We start from the raw sequence: 13,170 nt of genomic DNA, 5'->3' as shown, positions 1-13,170 counted from the left end.
GACCGCCCGAGGATGACCGCCATGAGCGACTTCCACTCCCACACGGCCCCCGGCTCCCACGAAGTCTCCGACGTCTCGGAGGCGTACGAGGCACCCCGCGCGTACGAAGCCCCTGACGAGCTGCGCCCCGAGAGCCGGGTCGTCCACCCGCCGCTCGCCGAGGCCACCGGCAGCCGTCCGCTCGGCGTCCCGCTGCACCAGGGCCACCTGTTCGCCTTCGACACCGGCGACGCGCTCGCCGAGGCCCACGGAGGACCGGACGGCGCCTTCTTCTACAACCGCTTCGGCAACCCCACCGTCCGCTCGCTGGAGCAGGCCGTCGCCGGACTGGAGGGCGGCACCGGCGCCCTCGCCACCGCCTCCGGTATGGGCGCGATCACCACCGTTCTGCTCGCCCTGCTGCGCGCCGGGGACCACGTGGTCGCCCAGCGCAACCTGTACGGCGGCACCATCGGCGCGCTGACCGACCTCACCGAGCGCTGGGGCGTCGAGGTCAGCTACGTGAGCGGCGACGACCCCGCCGGGGTGGCGGCCGCGCTGCGGCCCCGCACCCGGGTGCTGCTCCTGGAGACCGTCTCCAACCCCACCACCAGGGTCACCGACCTGCCCGGGCTGATCGCCGTCGCCGGGCGGGCCGGGGTGGTGAGCGTGGTGGACAACACCTTCGCGACGCCGTTGCTGTGTCGGCCGCTCGAGCACGGCGCGGACATCGTGATCCACTCCGTGACCAAGTACCTCGGCGGACACTCCGACGTCCTCGGCGGGATCGCCGTCTTCGCCGACCCGGAGCTGCACCGGCGGGTCTGGCGGCGCTCGCTCGAACTCGGTGCCAGCGCCGACCCGTTCGCCGCCTGGCTGACCCTGCGCGGCATGCAGACCCTTGCCCTGCGGGTCCGCCGCCACTGCGAGACCGCGCTCGACCTGGCCGGCTGGCTCGCCGCCCACCCCGCCGTCACCGCCGTCCACTACCCGGGCCTGCCCACCCACCCCGACCACGAACTCGCCCGCCGCCTGCTGCCCGACGGCCACGGCGGCGTCCTGGCCTTCGACCTGGCCGGCGGCCGCGAAGCCGCCGCGACGTTCACCGAGTCCGTCCGGCTCGCCTCGCTGGCCCCCTCCCTGGGCGACGTGCACACCCTGGTGCTGCACCCGGCCAGCACCTCCCACCGGCAGTTGTCGGACCCGGAGTTGGCGGCGACGGGCATCGGTCCGGGAACGGTGCGGGTGTCGGTGGGCATCGAGCACCCGGAGGACATCTGGGCGGACGTGCGGCGGGCACTGGCGAAGGTGTGAGCCCGGGAGGCCGTCGGGGTGGGGCCCGCCCCGAACAGTCTCGGTCGGTTCAAGCTCGGTCGGCACAAGGAAGGTCGGCACAAGGACGGTCGGAGCGAGGACGGTCGGAGCGAGGATGGGCGAGCGGCCCCGGGCCCGGAACCCGGCGGGCCGTCAGCGTCGTCGGGGGCGGGCCACCAGGAGGGCGATGTCGTCCTCGGCGGTCGGGGCCGGGGGCGGGGCGAGGGCGTGGAGGACGGCGTCGAGAAGGTCGTCGAGGTCTCCGGCGGCGGGCAGGCGCAGGGCCGCGAGCCGTTCCAGGGAGACGTCGATGTCCTCGCCCCGGCGCTCGACCAGGCCGTCGGTGTAGAGGAGCAGGGTCTGGTCCGGCAGGAGCGGGTGGGCGGTCTGCTCGTAGCCGCCGAGGCCGGTGCCCAGCGGCGGGCCGGTGGGGATGCGCAGCAGATCGGTCGGATGGCCGGGGGCGATCAGGGCGGGCGGCAGGTGGCCCGCGCTGGAGAGGGTCCAGCGGCCGCGGCCCGGGTCGGCGAGGGCCAGCAGGCAGGTCGCCGGGCGGGCGGAGTCGTCGGCGGAGATGACGTGGTCGAGCTGGCGCAGGATCCGGTGCGGGGGCAGGTCCGTTCCGGCGAGGTCGCGCAGTGCGGAGCGGTAGTGGCTCATGTCGACGGCGGCCTCGACGCCGTGGCCCATGACGTCGCCCATGGCCAGCAGGGTGCGCCCGAACGGCAGCCGGACCGTCTCGTACCAGTCGCCGCCGACCACCGAGGTGCTCCCGGAGGGCAGGTAGCGGGAGGCCAGGGTGAGGTTCTGGTGCGGGCTGCCGGGCTCGCTGAGCAGGGCCCGCTGGAGTTCCAGGGCGATGCCCTGGGAGCGGGCGAAGCGGCGGGCGTTGTCGAGGGCGACGGCGGCCCGGGCGGCGAGGTCGCCGAGCAGGGCGGCCTCGTCCGGGGTGAAGGCCGGGCCGGCGGTGGTGCGGCCGAGGGTGAGCAGCCCGATCAGCCGGCCCCGGGCGGCCAGCGGCAGGACCAGCAGTGAGGCCGTCCCGGCCGGGCAGGCGTCCTCGGGCCCGGGCTCGGTCAGCACGGCGACGCCGCCGGCCAGGCTGCGGGCGGCGGCCGACCCCTCCCGGTGGCGGATCGATTCGCCCGGCCGGGGCAGCTCGGCGAGGCCGGCGGCCAGCGCGGGTACGGCCCGGGCGCCGGCCCGGTGCAGCCGCTGGGACGCGCCGTGGCCGCCCCGGGCGGGTTCGGCCGCGGGCGGCAGCACGTCCACGACGGCGAGTTCGGCGAGCCTGGGCACGGCGAAGACGGCGAGCTCGGTGCCGGTGGTCCCGACGTCGAGGGTGGTGCCGATCCGTTCGGTGGCGGCGTCCAGGAGGGCGAGTCGGGCCCGGGCCTGTTCCAGCTCGCGCAGCTGGTCGCGGGCCGGGTCGGGGTCGTCCAGCACGACGACGATCACACCGGTGGTCCGCCCGGACTTCCGCAGGGCCCGATAGCGCACCCGCAGGCCGGGCGGCACGGGGGCGCCGGCGCCGTCCGGGCCCCCGGTGGCGTGTTCGCGGGCGAGCCCGTCGTCGAGGACCCGGCGCAGGATGCCGAGGGCCCCGGCGAAGACGGTGGTCCCGGCGGCACGGCCGAGCAGGTCCGCCCGGCGCAGCCCGGTGGCGGTGGTGAAGGCCGCGTTCAGGTACTGCCAGCGCAGCCGCTCGTCGAGCAGCGCGACCCCGACCGGGGCGGCCGCGAGGACCTCGCGGAGCCGCTCAGGATCGTCGCCGCCGTCACCGCCGGTGATCGCTCCGAGCCGCGCGGCGAGGGCCGCCGCGGCTGCCGCCAGGGACCGGGAGTCCGGTGTCGCGGGCCGCGGACCCTCTGCTCGGTTGCCGTGCCGGAAGTGCATACGCCCATGATCACGCGCCCGGGCGCGGCACGCCCACAAGTGGGTGAAACGTTGACTGGCCGGGGACGGTGTTGTAACGGAGTGCGTCGTGTGTCCACGAGGCTGCGGGTACGTCCACGAGGCCGGCGGGTCCGCGGGTATGTCGACGAGGTCGCCGGCGGGGCCGTACGGATACGGCGGGCGAACGCGGGATGATCACCGGTCATACTGGGCGGCGGCGCCCGACCCCGGACGCCCCGGGCCGGGCCCACCCGGCCGTACCGACCCGACCCACGCCCGAAGACCCACACCGGAGGAACCCGATGAGCCCCCACCAGCCGACCAGTCGCCCGGCGGCCGGGGCCCCAGGGGTGCCGTGGAACCGGCAGCGGCTGCGCAGCAACAACGAGTGGCTGCTGCTGGAACTGCTGCGCACCGGCGGCGGCTCCTCGCGCGCCCAGCTGGCCCGGGACACCGGTCTGTCCAAGCCGACGGTGTCGGCCGCGCTGGCCGAACTGGAGCGGGCCGGCCTGGTCCGCGAGGCCGGTCGGCTGGCCCCCGAACGCGGCCGCACGGCCGTGCTGTACGAGGTCGACCCGACGGCCGGGCACGTGCTCGGCGTGGACATCGGCCGGGCCCGGCTGCGGGTGGCGGTGGCGGACCTGGCCGGGACGGTGGTCGCCCGCCGGGACGTGGCCAACCGGGGCCGCTCGGCGAACGCCGTCGCGGACGCGGTGGTCGAGGCCGCGCACGAGGCGATCGCCGAGGCCGGCCTGGCCGCCCCGGACATCGTGCACGCGGTGATCGGCACCCCGGGGGTGTGGGACGAGCGGCTGCGCGGGGTGCGCTACGCCAACAGCCTGCCCGGCTGGGGCAGGCCGGGACTGTTCGACCGGATAGGCGAGGGCCTGGGGACGGGCGTCTCGGTGGCCAACGACGCCAATCTGGCGGCGCTCGGCGAGTACACCCTGGGCGCCGGGCGGGGCAGCCGGATGTTCGCCTACCTGCTGGTCGGCACCGGGCTCGGGCTGGGCGTGGTGAAGGACGGTGAGCTGCTGCTCGGCGCGCACGGCGCGCTGGGCGAGATCGGCCTGGTCCCGCTGCCCGGGCGGGTCGACGAGCCGACCGCGACCATCGAGCAGGAGGCCGCCGCGGACGCCGTGGTGCGTACGGCCCGGGACTTCGGGCTGGACGGGGACTCGGCGGCGCGGCAGCTGACGGCGAAGCAGGTGTTCGAGCGGGCCCGGGCCGGGGAGACGGCGGCGGTCCGGGCGGTGGAGCGGGAGGCCGAGCGGCTCGCCTACGCGGTGGCCGTGCTGTCGGCCGTCCTGGACCCGGACCTGGTGGTGCTGGGCGGCGGGATCGGCAGCAGCGCGGATCTGCTCCTGGAACCGCTGGAGCAGGCCCTGCACCGGCTCGCCCCGATGCGTCCGACGCTCGCGCCGAGCCTGCTGGGGGAGGAGGCGGTGCTCCTCGGCGCGGTCTCCACGGCGCTGGAGACCGCCCGCCCCGTGGTGTTCGAGCGCCGGACCGCAGGGCTGCGCTGAGAGCCGGCCTGGCGCTGATGGCCGGCCTGGGCGCTGACGGCCGGTCGGTGCTGATGGCGGGCGTGTGCGGGTGGGACGGCCGGGGCTCGGGCGGGTCGGCGACGCTCGGTGGTCGGAAGGTCTCGATCTGCCAACGAGTGGGGATTCGGTGGACGGTGCGTGTGCGGTTCCTGCTTGAATCGCACGACTCATCCAAACGGAACGGAGCGTTCTCCACCCATGCCTTCACGGATACCCGGTCGCCGCCGGGCCGGCCTGGCCGGATTCGCCGGACTCGTCCTCACCGTCGGCCTGGCGCTGACCGGTTGCGACCCGTCGGCGGCCGACAGCGCCGCCACGGCCTCGGCCTCGGCCACGCCGACTGCGGCCGCCACCACGGCCGCGGTGACCACTCCGCCGGCGGCGCCCGCGGCGCCGGCCCCGGTCAGCACCCCGCCGGCCGAGCCGGCGCCCGCCGCCCCGGTGGCCACGCCCCCGCCCGCGGCGCCTTCGGCCCAGCCCGGTGCCCACTCGCAGGCGCCCGCCACCAAGGCGCCGCAGCCGAAGGTGACCACCGCCCAGCCGCCGACCGACCCCGAGCCCCCCGCGGCGGCCGGGGCCGGCGCCGGGTGCGAGATCCGCTCGAACGCGGGCAACTGCTACGAGGCCGGGCAGTTCTGCCGCAACGCGGACCTGGGCAAGAGCACCCACGAGGCCGGCGGCCGGGTGATCTACTGCCGGATGGTCAGCGGGAAGCCGCACTGGCAGGCCTGAGGCCCCTCGGCCCCGGGGCGGTCCGCGCTCAGGCGTCGATGACGCCCAGGGTGTCCCAGAACAGGTACTCGTAGCCCTGGAGCAGCAGCCCGTACTCGCGCGCGGTGTCCAGGGTCGGCTCGTCCAGCCGGCCCGGGCCCAGCGCGTCGGCGGCCTGCTGCTCCAGCTCGGGTGCGGGCCGGGCGAAGAAGTCGAAGAACGCGCAGGCCCCGTCGGAGAACCCGTACTGGTGGCGCAGGGCCTGCGCGATGGTGGCGCAGTAGCCGCCCCAGGCGGCGAAGTTGGCGACCAGGGCGACGGCCGTGGCGTCGGGCTCGCCGTTCAGGGCGAGCCAGGCGAGGTAGTGGGGGTAGGCCTGGCAGCCGGGCAGCGGCGGGTGGGACTTTAGTGCGCGGCGGTCGAGGCCGACGGCGGCGCCGAGGTCGGGCAGGGTTCGTAGTGCGGCGCTCTCGCCCTCGGCCATGGTGGCGAACCAGGCGCTGACCGGCCGGTCCGCGCAGCGGCCGGCGAGCAGCAGCAGGCTGCGGCGGTCGGAGCGGATGATCCGGTGCTGCTGGGCGGCGAGTTCGGCCAGTGCCGAGCGCGGCGCGGTGCCGTCGGCGAGCGCGGTGACCAGCGCGGGGGCGGTGTCGCCGGGCGCCAGTTCGGCGCGCAGGGCGTGGATCTGGTCGAGGATCGGGTGGTTCACCGGTGCCTCCGGGGTGCGGTTCGGTCCGGTGCCATTCCTACCGTCCGGCGGTGCCCGTGCGGCGGCGACAGGCCGGGCCCGGGGCAGGGACGCGCTCCCGGCCGGTGCGGTGCGCCCGGGCCGGGAGCCGGTCGAGTGGGCGGCGGTGAGTCGGTGGCGGCGGGTGGGTGGCGGTGGGTGCTCCGGTCCGTCAGGAGTCCGCGCAGGCCTTGCCGATGTCGCCGGCGGCGTCGGTGATCGGCTTGAAGTCGGGCTGCTTGCCCTTGGAGACCCGGTCGATGGCGTCGTTGACGGCCTTGGAGAGCCGGTCGGCGGCCGCGTCGGCCTTGCCCCCGTTGTCCTGGCGGATCTTCTTCGCATCGTCGGCGACCTTCTTCAGGGCCTCGACGGTGTGGGTGCGACGGCTGTCGTCGGTGATCTGCCCGACGTTGACCGCCGAATCCGCGAGGTCCTGGACGTCGCCGGTGAGGCTGATCGCCCGCTTTCCGCAGTCCAGGGCCTGGTCGGCGTCGCACGCGGTGAACAGCGGGGCCGCGAGGAGCAGCGCGAGCGTGGTGGCGGCCAGGCGGTACGGCTTCCTTGTCATGTCTGTATCCCTCCCACCGGGTCAACGCCGGTATGCCGTGCGGCGGTTCCGGGTGGCTGTGTGAACTGTTGGGAAAGTCCTTGCTCTCGGGGGAGGTGGTGCCCCGTCGGTTGGTCCGGACAGGGCAGGACAGGGCAGGACAGGGCAGGACAGGACAGGACGGGCTGGGCCGGGTGCCGGGTGTTCACCCCGGGGAGGCGTCCGTGGGGTGAACACCCGGGCTGGTGCTACCGGTCGGCGGAGTCGGACAGGTCACGCACCAGGCCGGCGATGGTCGGGGCGGCCACCGCGTGCGCGTCGGCCGCCCGCAGCACGGCGCCGCCGATGGCGTCCAGTTCGGTCGGTCGGCCTGCCTCCACGTCGCGCTGCATCGAGGACTTCATCGCCTCGGGGAGGCGGTCGAAGGAGGCGAGCAGGGTCTGCGCGTCCGCCGGCGCGCCGACCGCCCGGGTGACGGCCGCGATCTCGTCCAGCACGGCGAGGAGTTCGGCCCGGTGCTCGGTGCGCACGGTGCCGATCCCGCTCGCGTGGCGGGTGGTGAGCAGGGCGAACGGGGCGAGGAAGGAGAGCTTGCTCCACAGCATCGCCGTCTCGTCCTCGCGCAGCGCGACGTCCAGCCCGCTGTGCCGCAGCTGCTCGGCGAACTCGGCCACGGGGGAGTCGGGTTCGGCGGTCGCGCCGAGCTCGACGGTGGCGAACGGGCTGGTGTGCTCGATCCGCCCGGGCGCCGTCCGGGTGGCCTCGACCCGGATGGTGCCGGCCACCACCCGTCCGGCCGGGTAGCGCTCGCGCAGCAGCGCCATGTGGTCCAGGCCGTTGAGCAGCGGCACCATGATCCCGGTGCCGAGCACCTGCGCGGGCATCCGGTCGAGCGCGGCGGCCAGCGCCGTCTCCTTGACCGTCACGAAGGCCGCGTCGACCGGCTCGCGCAGCTCGGTCGCGGCCTCCACCCGGGCGGTGAACTCGCCGAACCGGGCGCTGCGGACGTGCAGTCCGTCCCGCTCGATGGCGGCTGCGGTCTGCTCGCCGGCCAGGCAGACGACCCGGTGGCCGTCGCGGGCGAGCAGCCCGCCGATCAGTCCGCCGACGCCGCCCGGTCCGAGGACGGCGACGGTCAGGGGGGTGGTGGTCATGGTGGCTCCCGTGGATGGGTGGGTGGGGTGGCGTGGGTGGATGGGGGTGGCGGAGGCCGGGCGCGGCTACGGGGCCTCCCAGAAGAACCGTCCCTCCAGACCGTCCGGGCTGAGGAAGCCGAAGCCGTCGCCGTAACCGAAGTTGAGGAAGTACGGGGCGCCCTCGTCCGGGGCGTCCGAGAGGGAGAAGAGGTACCGCCAGGGCGCCGCGACCCGGGCCCGGCCGGCCGGGTAGGACGGGTCCCCGCCGAGGTGGTCGTGCACGTGGTCGCCGTCCGGGAAGGGGACCTCGGGGCCCTCGTGGCGCAGGTAGCGCTGGAAGTCGGCCCGTCGGTCCATCGCCCGGTCGACGCCGTCCGGCAGCGGCACCACGTCCAGGTGGTACTCGACCGGGGTCCGTTCGCCGTCGGGTTCGCAGCGCCAGAGCGTACGGCCCCGGGTGTCGGGCGGCCCGATCACCGCGAACGGCGGTATGCGCCCGCCGGGTTGGACCAGCAGCAGGCCGTCGCCCCGCTCCGGGTCGAGGCCGCCCATGAGCTCGTCCGCCTCCTCCAGGAAGAGGTACGCCAGCCGGCTCGGCTCGCCCGGGACGGGGAACTGCCCGATGAACACCAGGGGTTCACCGGTGGTGGGGGAGAGCGGCCAGGTGGGCTCGGCCAACCAGCAGGGCTCGCCGCCGAGTTTGGGGACGGGTGCGGTGATCGGCCGCTCGGCCGGGCGCGGGGACAGCTGCCTGCGGGGGAGGAAGGCGGCGTCGTGCGGACCGGTGGCGGTACCGGTCGGGTGGGGGATCATTCGGCGGCCTCGGCGGGGGCATGGTGCCCGGTGGGGGCGTCGTGTTCTGCGGGTGCTTCGTGCCCGGTGGGTGAGCCCTGCCCGGTGGGTGCGTCCTGCTCGGCGGGGGCGGACAGGGAGGCGTAGTCGAAGGCGAACGGCTTCTCGCGGCGCGGCTTGCGGCCCGGGGCGGGTGGTAGGCGCCGGGGGCCGGGCGCCCGGTGGAGGAAGAGCGCTCCATGGCGGAGGTTGCCGCCGCCGGGATCGGGCACCGGGAGGCCCTCGGCGCGCAGCGCCTCGACCAGCTCGTGCGCCGGCCGGCCCAGCAGGTCGATCCCGTGGTAGCCGACCGGGCAGGCGGGGCGGTCGTCGCTCGGGTTCCGGCCGACCGAGACGGAGTGGAGGCGGTCGTGGTCGTCGGCGCCGAGGGTGACGCTCACCCCGGGCAGCTCGAAGGCCAGCGCCCAGGAGCAGCCGCAGACGAAGGTGCTCCGCACCCCGTCGGGCAGCAGGCCGGCGTGCGGGGCCAGCAGTGCGCGCACCTCCGCCTCGGTGAGGCCGAAGCGGAGCTCGGGCAGCGGGGCGGGCAGGCCGACGCCGCGACCGGGCAGCAGGTCGATGGTCACCTGATCATGATCGCCCGTCGGGCGGACGGTGGAGGAGCCGGGGGTGGAAGAGCCGGGGGGTGGAAGCGGCGGGCACGGGAAAGCCGAGCCTTCCGGGGGCGGCATGACCAGGGTGCGGACGGGGACGGCTGTGCGGCGAGGGGGAGCGCGCGGATGACGGCGGACGAACGACTGACGGCGGACGAACAACTGGCGGCGGACGCACGCCTCGTGGCGGCGGTCCGGGCACGGGATGTCGACGCGGTGTGGGAGGCGCTCTGCGCCGGTGCGGACCCGGACGCCCGCACCGCGGACGGGCTGCCCCTGCTGTGGGCGGCTGTGGACGGCATCGACCACGAGGTCGCCGCCGTCCTGGTCAAGCACGGCGCCGACCCGGACCGTCCGCTGCCCGACGGGACGACCCCGTTGCTGCGCGCCGTGGACCTCGGCTCCCCGGCGCTGGTCGGGGCGGTCCTCGGCAAGGACCCGGCGCTGCGGCTGCCCGCCGCGGCCCGTGCACGGCTGCTCGCGCTGGCCAGGTCCTGGTACGAGACCGGTGCGGAGGAGGAACTGCGGCGACGGACCGGGGCCGGCGGGCCGGCGGAGCGGGTGCCGGTGAGGGAGGACCACGCGGACGTCGAACAGGTCTCCCTCGGCGGGCTGACCGTCCGTGCCGGACACGGGGCCGTGCCGACCGAACTGGAGTGGAGGTTCCGCGTCCTCACCCCCGTCGACGAACTGGTGGCCCGGGCCGTCCGGCACCGGGACGGGCTCCACGTCGGGCGGTCCGCCTGCCTGTTCGTGCTCGGGGAACGCCGCAGCCGGCAGGCCTGGTCGGCGCTGATGGCCCACCACCGGCACCCGGACCCCGCGCACCGCCGCTTCGTCGCCGGCTTCCTGCTCGACGCCCCGTTCCTGCGGCAGGGCGGACCGGTCGAGTACGAGGGGGAGGAGACGGAGCTGATCGCCGCCCGGACGTCGACCGAACCGGACGACGAGGTGCTCGCCACGCTCCTCGGAGCCCTGGACGGCCGGGAGCACCCCGACGCGGAGGCCATCGGACTGCGCCACGCCGGACACCCCGATCCCCGGGTGCGCCGCACGGTGCCGAACCTCCTCGGCGCCCCGCTGACCGGGGCGGGGCACGACTGCGTCCTCCGGCTGACCCGGGACCCGGACGCATCGGTCCGGTCCGCCGCGGCCAGATCGCTCGGCGACGCACGGCGCACCCCGGAGACCAGGGCCGCGCTGCTCGCCCTGACCGGGGACGAGTCGCCGGACGTCCAGGGCACCGCCGTCTGCGTCCTCGCCGGCTCCGCGGACCGGACGCCCGAGCTCGCCGACGCCCTGGCCGCACTGCTGGGCGCGGACGACCGGCAGGTGCGCCTGGAGGCCGGGTACGGACTCGCCCTGCGGGACGCCCCGTGCACGGCGGCCGCGGTCGGACTGCTGGGGCCGCTGACCGGGCCCGAGTTCGAGCACGACCACCGGGTGAGCACGCTCCGGGGGTGGGCCCGGCGGCGTCGCGATGTCTCCCGCGATGTCTCCCGCGATGTCTCCCGCGATGTCTCCGAGGGGGTGTAGCACCACCTGTGGGGTTCGGTTTCCCGAACCCCGGATTCGGGTGCCAGCACAATCGATCTCCCGGCCCCGGACGCCCACGATGGAGGGCATGAACGGGATGACGACAGCCGCCGCCACGGTGGCGTACGACGGAGTGACGGGCTCCGCCCTGAGCGCGGCCGGGCTGCACCGGGAGTACGGGCGCGGCGCGGCGGCGGTACGGGCGCTGCGCGGGGTCTCGGTGGCCTTCGCACCGGGGACGTTCACGGCGGTGATGGGGCCGTCGGGCTCCGGCAAGACCACCCTGCTGCACTGCCTGGCCGGCATGGACCGCCCCACCAGGGGCACCGTGCGGTGGGGCGACACCGAGGTGTCCGGGCTGCCCGAGCGGCGGCTGGCGGAGCTGCGCCGCACCCGGGTGGGGTTCGTGTTCCAGGCCTTCAACCTGATGTCCGCGATGACGGTCGCGCAGAACGTCGAACTGCCGGGGCGGCTGGCCGGGCGGCCGCCGGAGCGGGCCCGGGTGCGCGAGGCGCTGGCCCGGGTCGGGCTGGCCGGGCGCGAGCGGCAGCGGCCCGGGCAGCTGTCGGGCGGTCAGCAGCAGCGGGTGGCGATCGCCAGGGCGTTGGTCTCCCGGCCGGAGGTGCTGTTCGCCGACGAGCCGACCGGCGCGCTGGACCGTGCCACCGGGCAGGAGGTCCTGGCCCTGCTGCGCGCGGGCGTCGACGCCGACGGGCAGACGTGTGTGATGGTCACCCACGACCCGGTCGCCGCCGGGTACGCGGACCGGGTGCTGCTGCTGGCCGACGGCCTGCTGGTGGACGAGCTGGCCAGGCCGACGGCCGCACAGGTCGGCGAGCGGCTGAGCCGGTTGGGAGGGTGAGCGCGATGAACGGTCCCGTACTGAGTCTCTCGGCGGGGCAGATCCGTCGCCGCCCGGCCTCCTTCGCCGGGCTGGGGACGGCGCTGTTCCTGGCGGTGGCGGCGGTGACGCTGTTCGGTTCGCTGGTCGCCGCACAGGTCACGGCGCCGGACGCGGCGAAGCGGGCGGCGGTCCCCGGGCCGGGGCTGGTGCTGATCGCCGGGGCGTTCGGCGAGATCGCCGTCCTGGTCGCGCTGTTCGTCGTCGTCAACGCGCTCGGCTTCACCCTGCGCCAGCAGCACCGCGACCTCGCGCTGCTGCGCACCGTCGCGGCGACACCCCGTCAGGTGCGCAGGGTGGTCCGCGTGCAGGTGGCGGTGACGGTCCTGCTGGTGGCCGCGCCCGGCGGCCTGGTGGGATTCCTCGCCGCCCGGGCGTTCCTCGCCGCACTCCAGGAGCGCGGCATGGCCGCACCAGGGCTGCGGATACCCGGGGCGCCGGTGCCGGCGCTGATCGGGATCGGGGTGGCGCTGCTGGTCGGCCTGGCGGCCACCGCTGTGGCGGCCCGACGGATCACCGGGCCGGCCCCGGCCGTCGCGCTGGGCGAGGGCGGGGGCGGGCCACGGCGGACGGGACTGCCGCGGCTGCTCGCCGGGGTGGCGGTGCTCGCGGGCGGTGGGCTGCTGCTGCGACTGGCGGCGAGCCGACCGGCCGGAGAGCTGGACAAGGCGGGGCAGGCCTCGCTGCTCGGCTCGCTGGTGCTGCTGGTCGCGGTCGGACTGCTGGCGCCGGTCGCGGCGCGGGGCCTGGCAGCCGTGCTCGGCGCCCCGGTGCGGGTGCTGGCGCCCAGGGCAGGCTGGCTGGCGGACGCCAACCTGCGCGGCTACGCGGCCCGGCTCTCCTCGGCGGTGGTGCCGGTCGCGCTGCTGGTCGGGCTCTCCGGCACCATGCTGGTGCTCACCAGCACGGCCGAGCACGTCGCCCGGGAGACGGGTGCCGCGACCAGCGTCACCAAGGCGAGCGACATCTGGCTGCGTGAGATGGAACTCGGGCTGCTGGTCTGCTTCGCGGCGGTCTCCACGGTCAACACCCTGGTGGCGCTCACCGCCGACCGGCGCCGTGAGTTCGCGCTGCTGCGCCTGGTCGGGGCGACGAGGCGGCAGCTGCTGCGGATGCTCTCCGTGGAGGCGGTCCTGACCACGGCGATCGGTGTGCTGCTGGGGGCGGCGGTGGCGGCCGCGGCCTCGGGGGCGTTCAGCCTGGCGGTGACGGGCTCGGTGGCGCCGGTCGTGCCGGGAGCGGCGTGCGCCCGGGTGGTGCTGGGGGCGGCGGTGCTCACGGTTCCGGGGATCGTCGGCACGGGGCTGTGGGCGGTCGGCGGCTCGGCGGTGGAGGCGACGGGCGGGGAACGAGGGTGAGGCGGGGGAGGTAGCAGGCGGCGTCGACGGCGGGCCGCGCACGGTGGGCCGGGGCGGTGGGCCGGGGCAGTGG

Annotated in this window: 12 protein-coding genes; 6 read left to right on the top strand and 6 right to left on the bottom strand. The window is 76.1% G+C overall.

What is annotated here, in order from left to right; translation table 11 throughout:
• Positions 1-21: 21 nt before the first annotated feature.
• Positions 22-1,293, top strand: coding sequence for a trans-sulfuration enzyme family protein (locus tag ACGF13_RS22160; RefSeq protein ID WP_392877656.1), 1,272 nt, complete (start codon positions 22-24; stop codon positions 1,291-1,293).
• A gap of 153 nt (positions 1,294-1,446) precedes the next feature.
• Here the strand turns inward: ACGF13_RS22160 and ACGF13_RS22155 are convergent, their stop codons facing one another.
• Positions 1,447-3,189, bottom strand: coding sequence for a SpoIIE family protein phosphatase (locus tag ACGF13_RS22155; RefSeq protein ID WP_392877654.1), 1,743 nt, complete (start codon positions 3,187-3,189; stop codon positions 1,447-1,449).
• Positions 3,190-3,491: 302 nt separating this feature from the next.
• Here ACGF13_RS22155 and ACGF13_RS22150 point away from each other — a divergent pair, with 302 nt between their 5' ends.
• On the top strand, positions 3,492-4,715 hold the full coding sequence (locus ACGF13_RS22150; RefSeq protein WP_392877652.1) for an ROK family protein: 1,224 nt from the start codon (positions 3,492-3,494) through the stop codon (positions 4,713-4,715).
• Positions 4,716-4,934: 219 nt separating this feature from the next.
• Positions 4,935-5,468 carry a hypothetical protein gene (locus tag ACGF13_RS22145; RefSeq protein WP_392877650.1) on the top strand — a complete coding sequence of 178 codons (534 nt, stop codon included), beginning with the start codon at positions 4,935-4,937 and terminating at the stop codon, positions 5,466-5,468.
• 28 nt (positions 5,469-5,496) lie between these two features.
• On the opposite strand, the gene ACGF13_RS22140 is transcribed toward ACGF13_RS22145, so the two are convergent.
• The 5 genes from ACGF13_RS22140 to ACGF13_RS22120 form a co-directional block, all read right to left on the bottom strand.
• Positions 5,497-6,156 carry a transcriptional regulator gene (locus tag ACGF13_RS22140; protein WP_392877648.1) on the bottom strand — a complete coding sequence of 220 codons (660 nt, stop codon included), beginning with the start codon at positions 6,154-6,156 and terminating at the stop codon, positions 5,497-5,499.
• A 190-nt stretch (positions 6,157-6,346) separates the two neighbouring features.
• Positions 6,347-6,742 carry a hypothetical protein gene (locus tag ACGF13_RS22135; RefSeq protein WP_392877646.1) on the bottom strand — a complete coding sequence of 132 codons (396 nt, stop codon included), beginning with the start codon at positions 6,740-6,742 and terminating at the stop codon, positions 6,347-6,349.
• 227 nt (positions 6,743-6,969) lie between these two features.
• Positions 6,970-7,875, bottom strand: a complete 906-nt coding sequence (locus ACGF13_RS22130; RefSeq protein WP_392877644.1) for a ketopantoate reductase family protein — start codon at positions 7,873-7,875, stop codon at positions 6,970-6,972.
• Between the two features lie 66 nt (positions 7,876-7,941).
• A complete protein-coding gene (locus tag ACGF13_RS22125; RefSeq protein ID WP_392877642.1) occupies positions 7,942-8,670 on the bottom strand; it encodes a hypothetical protein in 729 nt (242 codons plus the stop codon).
• On the bottom strand, positions 8,667-9,275 hold the full coding sequence (locus tag ACGF13_RS22120; RefSeq protein ID WP_392877640.1) for a hypothetical protein: 609 nt from the start codon (positions 9,273-9,275) through the stop codon (positions 8,667-8,669). The genes ACGF13_RS22125 and ACGF13_RS22120 overlap by 4 nt, the downstream gene beginning before the upstream one ends.
• Positions 9,276-9,428: 153 nt before the next feature.
• Between ACGF13_RS22120 and ACGF13_RS22115 the strand changes: the two genes are divergently transcribed.
• From ACGF13_RS22115 to ACGF13_RS22105, 3 genes are all read left to right on the top strand, one after another.
• A complete protein-coding gene (locus ACGF13_RS22115) occupies positions 9,429-10,838 on the top strand; it encodes a HEAT repeat domain-containing protein (protein WP_392877638.1) in 1,410 nt (469 codons plus the stop codon).
• A 97-nt stretch (positions 10,839-10,935) separates the two neighbouring features.
• Positions 10,936-11,700 carry an ABC transporter ATP-binding protein gene (locus ACGF13_RS22110; RefSeq protein WP_392878194.1) on the top strand — a complete coding sequence of 255 codons (765 nt, stop codon included), beginning with the start codon at positions 10,936-10,938 and terminating at the stop codon, positions 11,698-11,700.
• A gap of 5 nt (positions 11,701-11,705) precedes the next feature.
• Positions 11,706-13,097 (top strand): FtsX-like permease family protein, encoded by a 1,392-nt coding sequence (locus ACGF13_RS22105; RefSeq protein ID WP_392877636.1) that lies wholly within the window; start codon positions 11,706-11,708, stop codon positions 13,095-13,097.
• Positions 13,098-13,170: the final 73 nt, after the last annotated feature.

The sequence above is a fragment of the Kitasatospora sp. NPDC048286 genome (genome assembly GCF_043201735.1).
In the GTDB taxonomy this organism is placed as follows: domain Bacteria; phylum Actinomycetota; class Actinomycetes; order Streptomycetales; family Streptomycetaceae; genus Kitasatospora.
This window is presented reverse-complemented; position numbering and strand designations above follow the sequence as displayed.

Bases quoted from the DNA above. Each gene is read 5' to 3' on its own strand.
- ACGF13_RS22160 (WP_392877656.1), top strand. From the start codon at position 22: ATGAGCGACTTCCACTCCCACACGGCCCCCGGCTCCCACGAAGTCTCC.
- ACGF13_RS22155 (WP_392877654.1), bottom strand. From the start codon at position 3,189: ATGCACTTCCGGCACGGCAACCGAGCAGAGGGTCCGCGGCCCGCGACA.
- ACGF13_RS22150 (WP_392877652.1), top strand. From the start codon at position 3,492: ATGAGCCCCCACCAGCCGACCAGTCGCCCGGCGGCCGGGGCCCCAGGG.
- ACGF13_RS22145 (WP_392877650.1), top strand. From the start codon at position 4,935: ATGCCTTCACGGATACCCGGTCGCCGCCGGGCCGGCCTGGCCGGATTC.
- ACGF13_RS22135 (WP_392877646.1), bottom strand. From the start codon at position 6,742: ATGACAAGGAAGCCGTACCGCCTGGCCGCCACCACGCTCGCGCTGCTC.
- ACGF13_RS22130 (WP_392877644.1), bottom strand. From the start codon at position 7,875: ATGACCACCACCCCCCTGACCGTCGCCGTCCTCGGACCGGGCGGCGTC.
- ACGF13_RS22125 (WP_392877642.1), bottom strand. From the start codon at position 8,670: ATGATCCCCCACCCGACCGGTACCGCCACCGGTCCGCACGACGCCGCC.
- ACGF13_RS22115 (WP_392877638.1), top strand. From the start codon at position 9,429: ATGACGGCGGACGAACGACTGACGGCGGACGAACAACTGGCGGCGGAC.
- ACGF13_RS22110 (WP_392878194.1), top strand. From the start codon at position 10,936: ATGACGACAGCCGCCGCCACGGTGGCGTACGACGGAGTGACGGGCTCC.
- ACGF13_RS22105 (WP_392877636.1), top strand. From the start codon at position 11,706: ATGAACGGTCCCGTACTGAGTCTCTCGGCGGGGCAGATCCGTCGCCGC.